Genomic DNA, 9,924 nt, shown 5'->3' with positions numbered 1-9,924 from the left:
TCACCAGCATTGGGCCTAGCCGCGGCCTAGCCGTGCCCCGGCGGTCGGCGCCAGCATGGCGACGATCTTCTCGGACATCCGTCCGATCCGCATCGGGGTTCTGGTCCAGGGGTAACCATGGGTCACGCACCGGACTCAGAAAGTGCTCGCACGCCCCTCGTGGCAGCGATGTGCCGTACGCCACACTGAGGTCCGGAGCCCCCGTCCTCGGAGCCCTGTGGAGGTCGCCCCCGTGCAGACCCAGAGCTTGACCGTCAGCGTCAGTCCGCCCGGAAGCGCCGCAGCCGATGCCGAAGCCGGCGCGGCCGAAGAGCCCGAGGCCGACGCCGTGGACGAGGAGGAGGAGCCCGGGGCTCCGGAGCTGATCGAGCACGTGCCCGTGCAGCGCAAGCGCACGAGTGAGGGCTCCGCGGGGGCGGGGCCGTCCGCCGACCTCTTCCGGCAGTACCTGCGCGAGATAGGCAGGATCCCGCTGCTCACCGCCGTAGAGGAAGTCGAGCTCGCGCGGCGCGTGGAAGCGGGACTGTTCGCCGAGGAGAAGCTCGGCAGCGGCGCCGAGCTCGATCTGCAGCTCACCCTCGATCTGGACAAGCTCGTCGTCATGGGGCGGATGGCCAAGCGCCGCCTCATCGAGTCGAACCTGCGGCTCGTCGTCTCCGTCGCCAAGCGCTACGTCGGCCGCGGGCTCACCATGCTCGACCTGGTCCAGGAGGGGAACCTCGGACTGATCCGGGCCGTCGAGAAGTTCGACTACGCCCGCGGCTACAAGTTCTCCACCTACGCCACCTGGTGGATCCGCCAGGCGATGTCCCGGGCCCTCGCCGACCAGGCCCGGACCATCCGCGTGCCCGTCCACGTCGTCGAGCTGATCAACCGCGTCGTCCGTGTCCAGCGCCGCATGCTCCAGGAGCGCGGGTACGAGCCCACCGCCGAAGAGGTCGCCGCCCACCTGGAGCTGACGCCCGAGCGGGTCCTGGAGGTACTGCGCCTCGCGCAGGAGCCGGTCTCGCTGCACGCACCCGTGGGCGAGGAGGACGATGTCGCGTTCGGCGACCTCATCGAGGACGGCGACGCCGCCTCCCCGGTCGAGTCGGCCGCGTTCTTCCTGCTCCGCGAGCACCTGGAAGCGGTGCTCTCGACCCTCGGGGAGCGGGAGCGCAAGGTCGTACAGCTGCGCTACGGGCTCGCCGACGGGCGACCGCGCACGCTGGAGGAGATCGGGCGGATCTTCGGGGTGACCCGCGAGCGGATCCGGCAGATCGAGTCCAAGACGCTGAACAAGCTGCGCGACCACGCCTTCGCCGACCAGCTGCGCGGATATCTCGACTGAGCACGAGAAAGGGGCGCCCCGAAGGGCGCCCCTCCCCACAGCCCCGGCCCTAGTCGACCTCGGCCACCGCCTGCGCGAACTGCGCCGCGTACAGCCGCGCGTAGGCGCCGCCCGACAGAAGCAGCTCCTCGTGCGTGCCCTGCTCCACGATCGAGCCGCTCTCCATCACCAGGATCAGGTCGGCGTCGCGGATCGTGGACAGCCGGTGCGCGATCACGAAGGACGTACGGCCGTGCGCGAGGCGCGCCATCGCCTTCTGGATCAGCACCTCGGTACGGGTGTCCACCGAGCTCGTCGCCTCGTCGAGCACCAGGATCACCGGGTCGGACAGGAACGCCCGCGCGATGGTGATCAGCTGCTTCTCGCCCGCGCTGACGCCCGCGCCCTCGTCGTCCAGCACCGTGTCGTAGCCCTCGGGCAGCGTACGGACGAACCGGTCGGCGTGGGCCGCCCGGGCTGCCTCCTCGATCTCGGCGCGCGTGACCTCGCGCGAAGCACCGTAGGCGATGTTCTCCGCGATGGTGCCGCCGAACAGCCAGGTGTCCTGGAGCACCATGCCGATGCCGCCGCGCAGTTCCTCGCGGGTCATCTTCGCGATGTCCACGCCGTCGAGGGCGATCTCGCCGCCCGTGACCTCGTAGAACCGCATCAGCAGGTTGACCAGCGTGGTCTTGCCGGCGCCGGTCGGGCCGACGATCGCGACCGTGTGGCCGGGGTCGACGCTGAGCGAGAGGTTCTCGATCAGCGGCTTGTCCGGCTCGTAGCGGAAGGCGACCTTGTCGAAGGTGACCTGTCCGCGTAGTTCCTCCGGACGCTCCGGGACCTCGGCGTCCGCCTCCTGCTCCTCGGCGTCCAGCAGCTCGTAGACCCGCTCGGCCGACGCGACGCCGGACTGCACCAGGTTCGCCATGGAGGCGACCTGCGTCAGCGGCATCGAGAACTGGCGCGAGTACTGGATGAAGGCCTGGACGTCACCGATGGACAAGGTGCCCGAGGCGACGCGCAGGCCGCCGACGACCGCGACGAGCACGTAGTTGATGTTCGAGATGAACAGCATCACCGGCTGCATGATCCCGCTGACCAGCTGTGCCTTGAACGAGGCCTTGTACAGCTCCTCGTTCTGCTCGGCGAAGAGGGCCGCGGACTCCTTCTGCCGGCCGAAGACCTTGACCAGCGTGTGGCCCGAGTACATCTCCTCGACGTGCGCGTTCAGGGCGCCCGTGGACTTCCACTGCGCCACGAACTGCGGCTGCGACTTCTTGCCGATCTTCGCGGCGACGTACCCGGAGACCGGGATGGTCACCAGCGCGACCAGCGCCAGCAGCGGCGAGATCCAGAACATCATCGCCAGCACGCCGACGATCGTCAGGATCGAGTTGAGCAGCTGCCCCATCGTCTGCTGGAGCGTCTGCCCGATGTTGTCGATGTCGTTCGTGGCCCGGCTGAGCACCTCGCCGCGCTTCTGCTGGTCGAAGTACGACAGCGGCAGCCGCGACAGCTTCGCCTGCAGCTGCTCGCGCATCCGGTACACGGTGCCGTTCATGATGTGGTTCGACAGCCGCGTCGCGACCAGCATCAGCAGGCCGGCGAGCGTGAAGACGGCCAGCGCCCACAGCGCCACGACCCCCACCGCGCCGAAGTCGATGCCCTTGCCCGGGGTGAAGTCGGTGCCGGACAGCATGTCCGCCATCCCGCCCTGGCCCTTGGCGCGCATCGCCTCCAGCGCCTGCTCCTTGGTGGCCCCGGGCGGCAGCTCGTGCCCCACTTCCCGGCCGACGATCCCCGCGAACACGAGGTCGGTGGCCTCGCCGAGGATCTTCGGACCGGTCACCGACGCGGCGACGCTGGCCACGACCGCGAGGACCATGCCCCACAGCTTGGCCCGGTCGCGCGCCAGCTCGCGCAGCAACCGCTTGCCCGAGCCCTTGAAGTCCATGGTCCGCGTCGTCGGCGGACCCATCATCATCCGTCCTCCGGGCCCGCTCATGCGGCCTCCGCCTCCGTCAGCTGGGAGAGCACGATCTCCCGGTAGGTCTCGTTGCCGGCCATCAGCTCGTGGTGGCGCCCCTCGCCTACCACCTGCCCCTCGTCGAGGACGATGATCCGGTCGGCGTCGCGGATCGTGGAGACCCGCTGGGCGACGATGACCACGGTCGCCTCCTCGGTCTCACGGGCGAGCGCCGAGCGCAGCGCCGCGTCCGTCGCGTAGTCCAGGGCCGAGAAGGAGTCGTCGAAGAGGTAGATCTCCGGGCGCTGTACGAGCGTGCGCGCGATCGCGATCCGCTGGCGCTGCCCACCGGAGACATTGGTGCCGCCCTGGGAGATGGGCGCGTCGAGCCCGCCCTCCAGTTCGGATACGAAACCCTTGGCCTGCGCCACCTCCAGCGCGTGCCACAGCTCTTCGTCGGTGGCGTCGGGACGCCCGTAGCGCAGGTTGGTGGCGACCGTCCCGGAGAACAGGTACGGCTTCTGCGGGACCATGCCGACCGTCCTGGCGAGCAGGTCCGGGTCGAGGCGGCGTACGTCCTCGCCGTCGACGAGCACCTCGCCGCCGGTCGCGTCGAACAGCCGGGGGACCAGGCCCAGCAGCGTGGACTTGCCGCTGCCGGTGGAGCCGATCACCGCCGTGGTCTCGCCGGGGCGGGCCACCAGGTCCACCGCGCGCAGGACCGGGGCCTCGGCGCCCGGGTACCGGAAGTCGGCGCCGCGCAGCTCCAGCATGCCGTGGCGGTCGAGCTCGCGGACGGGGTCGGTGGGCGGGACCACGCTGGAGTCGGTGTCCAGGACCTCCTGGACGCGCTCGGCGCAGACCTCGGCACGCGGCACCATCATGAACATGAAGGTGGCCATCATCACGGCCATGACGATCTGCATCAGGTAGGCGAGGAAGGCCGTCAGCTGGCCGATCTCCATGCCGCCGCCGTCGATGCGCATCGCGCCGAACCAAATGACGGCGACGCTGGAGATGTTCACGACCACGATGACGGTCGGGAACATCAGCGCGAGCAGCTTGCCCGCCGCCAGCGAGACGCCGGTGAGGTCGGCGTTGGCCTCGCGGAAGCGTTCCTTCTCGTAGTCGTCGCGGATGAAGGCGCGGATCACCCTGTTGCCGGTGATCTGCTCGCGCAGGACCCGGTTCACGGTGTCCAGGCGCGTCTGCATCGCCCGGAACAGCGGCCGCGTCTTCAGGACGATGGCGCCGACCGACAGGCCGAGGACGGGGACCACCGCGAGCAGGACGCCCGAGAGCTTCACGTCCAGCGAGAGCGCCATGAAGATGCCGCCGACGCACATGATCGGCGCCGAGACCATCAGGGTGAAGGTCATCAGCACGAGCATCTGGATCTGCTGCACGTCGTTCGTCGTACGGGTGATCAGCGACGGCGCGCCGAACTGGCCGAGCTCGCGCGCCGAGAAGCTCTGGACGCGGTCGAAGACGGCGGCCCGGACGTCACGGCCGAGGGCTGCCGCGGTGCGGGCGCCGAAGTAGACGGCGCCGACGTTGCAGACGAGCTGGACCAGTGAGACGCCGAGCATCAGCGCGCCGAAGCGCAGGATGTAGCCCGTATCGCCGTTGACGACACCGTTGTCGATGATGTCGGCGTTCAGTGTGGGCAGGTAGAGGCTCGCGCTGGTCTGCAGCAGTTGTAGCAGGACCAGCACGGCGATCGGTTTCCGGTACGGACCGAGGTGGGTCCGCAGAAGTCGTATGAGCACGCGCAGGCTCCGGTCGGCATGATCGAGGGGGTTCACCCCATCTTCTGCCAACCGGTGGCCGGATCCCCACCGGTTTTCGCAAAGCCCGGTCAAAAGGAGTACGTCCGGTCCGATCGAGCCCTGAGCCCCGGGCCGGGCCGGGCCGCGCCCCGCCGGCCGCGCCGACGGCGGGTGGGGAGAGGAGCATGAGGACCAGGGGGAATCTCGGGACGGATCGACCGTGGAGGAACCATGACGGCAACCACACGGGAGCAGACCCCCGTCGCCTTCGAGGGCAACGGCGCCGAGTTGCGCGTACTGGAGCTCGGCGGAGGCTTCTCCGTCGCGTTCGGGCGCTTCGCCAAGGGCGTGGACATGACCCCGGCGTTCAAGGGACTGCCGGACGACCTGTGCCCGTGCCCGCACTGGGCCTACGTGCTCAAGGGCCGGATCAGCATGCACACGAAGGACGGCGACACGGTCTACTCGGCAGGTGAGGCCTGCTACTGGGCGCCCGGACACGCCCCGAAGGCCCTCGAGGACACCGAGTACCTCGACTTCTCGCCGACGGCGGAGTTCCAGGCGGTGGTCGACCACGTGATGGCCGGGCTCGCCTGACCCTCCGACGCGCCCGCGGGCGGCACGGCGCCGGACGCCGCGGGCCTTAACGGCTCCACTTCGGCGACAGGGTCTAGAACGCGCCCGGGTGGATCTGCTCCCGCGTCGCGATGTACTGCTGGCGCACGCCCTGCCAGGCCGGGTACTCCTCGTCCGGCTCGAAGACCTGCGCCGCCGGGGCCGGCCACACCGGCGGGGTGTGCGGGGCCAGCGTGCCCTGCGCCACGCCGAGCGCCCACGCCGCCTGCCGGGCCGCGCCCAGCGCCGCGTAGTCCGCCGGCGCCGGTACGACGATCTGCGTACCGAACAGCCCCGGCGCGAAGGCCTGTACGGCGGGCAGCTCGGCCGCCGCGCCCAGCAGGAACACCCGGCGGATCTCCACCCCGCGGCTGCGCAGCACGTCGAGCGCGTCCACGAGCCCGCACAGCATGCCCTCGAAGGCGGCCCGCGCCAGGTGCTCCGGCTTCATGGAGTCCCGTCGGAGCCCGGCCAGGGTTCCGGCGGTGTGCGGCAGGTTCGGCGTCCGCTCGCCCTCCAGGTACGGCAGGAGTACGAGTCCGTGCGCGCCCGGGGTCGATTTCAGGGCGAGCGCGCTCAGCCCCTCCAGATCGGTGCCCAGCAGCTCGGCGGTGCCGCGCAGGGCCCGCACCGCGTTGGAGGTGTTCACCACGGGCAGGTGCATGCCGGTGGCGTCGGCGAGCGAGGTGATCAGGCCGCCCGGCTCCGACAGCGCCTCGCGGTGCACGGCCATCACCGAACCGGAGGCGCCCAGGGAGACCACCGCGTCGCCGGGGCCCATGCCCAGCCCGAGCGCGGCGGCCATGGTCTCGCCGGTCCCGGCGGAGATCAGCAGCCCCTCGGGCGTGGTCCCGGCGGCGTCGGCGGGGCCGAGCACCTCGGGCAGCAGCGCCCGGTGCCCGAGCGCGAGCTCGACCAGGTCGGGGCGGTAGGTGCCGGAGGCCGCCGACCAGTACCCGGTGCCGGAGGCGCCGCCCCGGTCGGTGGTCCGCCGGGCGGGCCGGCCCAGCAGCTGCCACACGAGCCAGTCGTGCGGGGACATCAGTACGGCGATCCGCCGCGCCGCCTCCGGCTCGGCGCGGGCCAGCCAGGCGAGCTTCGCCACCGGCTGCGCCGAATGGGGGACGGAGCCGATGGCCTCGGCCCAGGCCTGCCGGCCGCCGAGCGACTCGATCAGATCGGCTGCGGCGACCTGGCCGCGCTTGTCGTTGCCGATCAGGGCGGGCCGGACGAGGGCGCCCTGCGCGTCCAGCGGCAGCAGGCCGTGCTGCTGCGCGGAGACGCCGATGGCCTGGACCCCTTCGAGGAGCCCGCCGCCGGCGGCCTCGCCGAGCGAGAGCAGCCAGGCCTGCGGATCGGTCTCGTGAGGCAGGGCTTCGCCCGTGGGCTGCGGATGGGGGGCGTACCCCTGGCGCAGCACGGCGCCCGTCTCGGTGTCGCAGACGACGATGCGAGTGAAGGTGGAAGAGCTGTCCAGCCCGGCGACTATCCCCATGCGGAGAATTCTGCCGCACGTCTGAGCGAACTCGTCCGCCTCGGGCCGCACGGGGCCCTTGCGGGGCCCGTGCGGTGACCGTGCGGGGCCGGCCCGGTGGGCCGGTCAGGTGTTCGTGGTGCCCCAGTCGTCCTCGGCCGCGCCGGTGCCGCCGACCCGGGCGCGCAGGCCCCGTACCCGTCCGACCAGGGCGTCCGGCACGGCGCCGCCGACCTTCTCGCTCACCGCGGCGAAGGCCTTGCCCGCGAACTCGCGCCCGCTGTGACCGGCGCTTTCGGCGGCGTTGCGCACCGCCGGGTTCTGCGCGAGCTCGCGTGCGGACTTCTTCAACTGTTCATACCGCTCGCGTCCGGCCCGGGTCCCGAGCACGTACCCGAGGGCCAGTCCGACCGCGAATGTGACCTTGTACCGCATGCCTGTCACCCTTCGTCGTGTGGTGCCCGGCCTGCTGTCGATACCGATTGGCGGAGCACCCCCCTGCTTGCGCTAATCTATGACTCGCAACGGGCACTCGCCCCCCGGTCAGGCCGGAGGTGGGCTGTTCGGTGCAACGCAGCAATCCCCTGTAGCTCAATTGGCAGAGCAGCCGACTGTTAATCGGCAGGTTACTGGTTCGAGTCCAGTCGGGGGAGCGCGGTCCCCTGTAGCTCAATTGGCAGAGCAGCCGACTGTTAATCGGCAGGTTACTGGTTCGAGTCCAGTCGGGGGAGCAAGAGAGAACGAGGACCCCGTGTGGGTCCTTTTTCTTTTTATTTGACCTGCGTACGGAACCGGACAGCCCCCGACGCGGTCTCTCTGGGCAGGCGAAGCCGATCATGCGAGGCATCCGAGGCAGGAGATCGTATGAGCGGCTATGCTGCGGCAGACGGCGCGCACACATGTACGCGCCACGCCGTGAAGGGGCGGTAGCTCAGCCGGTTAGAGCAGCGGACTCATAATCCGTCGGCCGTGGGTTCGAGTCCCACCCGCCCCACCTAGCATCCCCAGGCAGAATCGTTCTGACCTGGGGATACGTGTTTTTTCGGGGGTGTTCGGCGTGTGGCGTTCGCCTTGTGGGGTGTGGCGAACGTGAGTCCTTGTGTATCGAAGATGAGCTCTGGCAGGCTATGACCTGGGGTTTTGTGGCGACGCCCCCCGTGGGAGCGTCGTGGAGCGGTCCCACGGTCGCTGAATGAGGCGGCTCACCCAGCGCATCGATATCACCCGCCTGTGTGCCCGCCTCGTGGCCGCCGAACCCGCGGCTGATAGGGGCTTCTCTGTCCGTAGTGGTGAGCAGGTCGGGCGGTCGACCGCGGTTGCCGGACCCGCAGCCGCAATGCTTGCCTGTGGATGCTGAGGTCTCGGGCCACCTGGGCGACGGGGCAGCCGGAGTCCTGTACTTACGGATGTCCCCTCGCGGAGTCCGCCGCCCACCCATCCACGTCAGCCGCTGCGGCGGCGAGCGCGCAGGGCTGCCCAGTGGCGTAGGCGTTCGCTGATCTGGGCTTCGTAACCATTGCGGGTGGGCTGGTAGTACGTCTCGCGGTCCATGTCGTCGGGGAAGTAGTCGGCTCCGGAGAAGCCGTCGGTGGTGTCGGGGTCGTACTGGTAATCCTTGCCGTAGCCGATGTCCTTCATCAGCCGGGTCGGGGCGTTGAGGATGTGGGCGGGCGGCATGAGGGAGCCGGTGCGGCGGGCGGATCGGTGGGCCGCGTTGAAGCCGCGGTAAACGGCGATGGATTTGGGGGCCGTGGCGAGGTAGACAACGGCCTGGGCGATGGCCAACTCGCCCTCGGGGGAGCCGAGTCGCTCGTACACGTCCCAAGCGGCGAGGGCCTGGTGGATGGCGTGCGGGTCGGCGATGCCGATGTCCTCGTTCGCGAAGCGGACCAGGCGGCGGGCCACGAACAGGGGGTCCTCGCCGCCGTCGAGCATGCGGGCGAGCCAGTACAGGGCCGCGTCAGGATCGGAGCCGCGCATCGATTTGTGGAGCGCGGAGATCAGGTTGTAGTGGCCCTCCTGCGCCTTGTCGTACAGCGGGGCGCGCTGCTGGATGTGGTGGGCGAGCGCGGCGGTGTCCAGGGGGGTGCCGGGGTCCGGGAGGGCCTGGAGCTGTTCGGCCATGTTGAGGAGGTAGCGGCCGTCGCCGTCGGTCATGGCGATCAGGGCGCGGCGGGCGTCGTCGTCCAGGGGCAGCGGGTGGCCGGTGAGGTCCTCGGCACGGTCGAGGAGTGTGGACAGGGCGGCTTCGTCGAGGCGTTTGAGGACGAGGACCTGGGTGCGGGAGAGGAGGGCGCCGTTGAGTTCGAAGCTCGGGTTCTCCGTGGTGGCGCCGACCAGGGTGATCGTGCCGTCCTCGACGTAGGGCAGGAAGCTGTCCTGCTGGGCGCGGTTGAAGCGGTGGATCTCGTCGACGAACAGCAGGGTGCCCTGGCCGATGGTGCGCCGGCTGCGTGCGGCGGCGAAGACCTTGCGCAGGTCGGCCACGCCGGAGAAGGTAGCTGACACCGGTTCGAAGGCCAGGTTGCTGCCGTCCGCGAGGAGGCGGGCGATGGTCGTTTTCCCGACGCCGGGCGGGCCCCACAGGATGGCGGAGCCGAGGCGCTGCGACGCGACCATGCGGCCCAGCGGGGCGTCCGGGGCGAGGAGGTGGTCCTGCCCGACGACGTCTTCCAGCCGGGTGGGACGCAGGCGGTCGGCGAGTGGCCGGGCGGGCTCCTCGTCGAAGAGCGGCAGGGTCGCTTCGGTCGGTTCCATCGGTCTCTCGAGTCTGGAGTGGGGAGGCGGA

At 70.3% G+C, this 9,924-nt stretch carries 7 protein-coding genes and 3 tRNA genes; 5 read left to right on the top strand and 5 right to left on the bottom strand.

Annotation, left to right across the window (positions count from 1 at the left end):
• Positions 1-142 precede the first annotated feature (142 nt).
• Positions 143-1,330 (top strand): RNA polymerase sigma factor, encoded by a 1,188-nt coding sequence (locus J7F03_RS36525; RefSeq protein ID WP_374104445.1) that lies wholly within the window; start codon positions 143-145, stop codon positions 1,328-1,330.
• A gap of 49 nt (positions 1,331-1,379) precedes the next feature.
• Here J7F03_RS36525 and J7F03_RS36520 read toward each other — a convergent pair whose 3' ends face one another.
• On the bottom strand, positions 1,380-3,317 hold the full coding sequence (locus J7F03_RS36520) for an ABC transporter ATP-binding protein (RefSeq protein ID WP_214957232.1): 1,938 nt from the start codon (positions 3,315-3,317) through the stop codon (positions 1,380-1,382).
• Positions 3,314-5,047, bottom strand: a complete 1,734-nt coding sequence (locus tag J7F03_RS36515; protein ID WP_214957230.1) for an ABC transporter ATP-binding protein — start codon at positions 5,045-5,047, stop codon at positions 3,314-3,316. Before J7F03_RS36515 ends, J7F03_RS36520 begins: the two co-directional genes overlap by 4 nt.
• Positions 5,048-5,278: 231 nt before the next feature.
• Between J7F03_RS36515 and J7F03_RS36510 the strand changes: the two genes are divergently transcribed.
• On the top strand, positions 5,279-5,644 hold the full coding sequence (locus J7F03_RS36510; RefSeq protein WP_214957228.1) for a hypothetical protein: 366 nt from the start codon (positions 5,279-5,281) through the stop codon (positions 5,642-5,644).
• 73 nt (positions 5,645-5,717) lie between these two features.
• On the opposite strand, the gene J7F03_RS36505 is transcribed toward J7F03_RS36510, so the two are convergent.
• Positions 5,718-7,157: an FGGY family carbohydrate kinase gene (locus J7F03_RS36505; protein ID WP_214957226.1), complete on the bottom strand. Its 1,440-nt coding sequence runs from the start codon at positions 7,155-7,157 to the stop codon at positions 5,718-5,720.
• Positions 7,158-7,262: 105 nt separating this feature from the next.
• Positions 7,263-7,571, bottom strand: coding sequence for a YtxH domain-containing protein (locus tag J7F03_RS36500; RefSeq protein WP_214957224.1), 309 nt, complete (start codon positions 7,569-7,571; stop codon positions 7,263-7,265).
• A 145-nt stretch (positions 7,572-7,716) separates the two neighbouring features.
• Here J7F03_RS36500 and J7F03_RS36495 point away from each other — a divergent pair.
• The 3 genes from J7F03_RS36495 (at position 7,717) to J7F03_RS36485 (ending at position 8,130) form a co-directional block, all read left to right on the top strand.
• A tRNA-Asn gene (locus tag J7F03_RS36495) sits at positions 7,717-7,789 on the top strand.
• Positions 7,790-7,794: 5 nt separating this feature from the next.
• A tRNA-Asn gene (locus J7F03_RS36490) sits at positions 7,795-7,867 on the top strand.
• A 189-nt stretch (positions 7,868-8,056) separates the two neighbouring features.
• A tRNA-Ile gene (locus J7F03_RS36485) sits at positions 8,057-8,130 on the top strand.
• Positions 8,131-8,579: 449 nt separating this feature from the next.
• Here J7F03_RS36485 and J7F03_RS36480 read toward each other — a convergent pair.
• Positions 8,580-9,893, bottom strand: a complete 1,314-nt coding sequence (locus J7F03_RS36480; protein ID WP_214957221.1) for a replication-associated recombination protein A — start codon at positions 9,891-9,893, stop codon at positions 8,580-8,582.
• Positions 9,894-9,924 lie beyond the last annotated feature (31 nt).

Source organism: Streptomyces sp. ISL-43 (assembly GCF_018614195.1).
Taxonomy (GTDB): domain Bacteria; phylum Actinomycetota; class Actinomycetes; order Streptomycetales; family Streptomycetaceae; genus Streptomyces.
The sequence above is the reverse complement of the archived record's forward strand: the minus strand, read 5'-3'. Positions and strand labels throughout refer to the sequence as shown.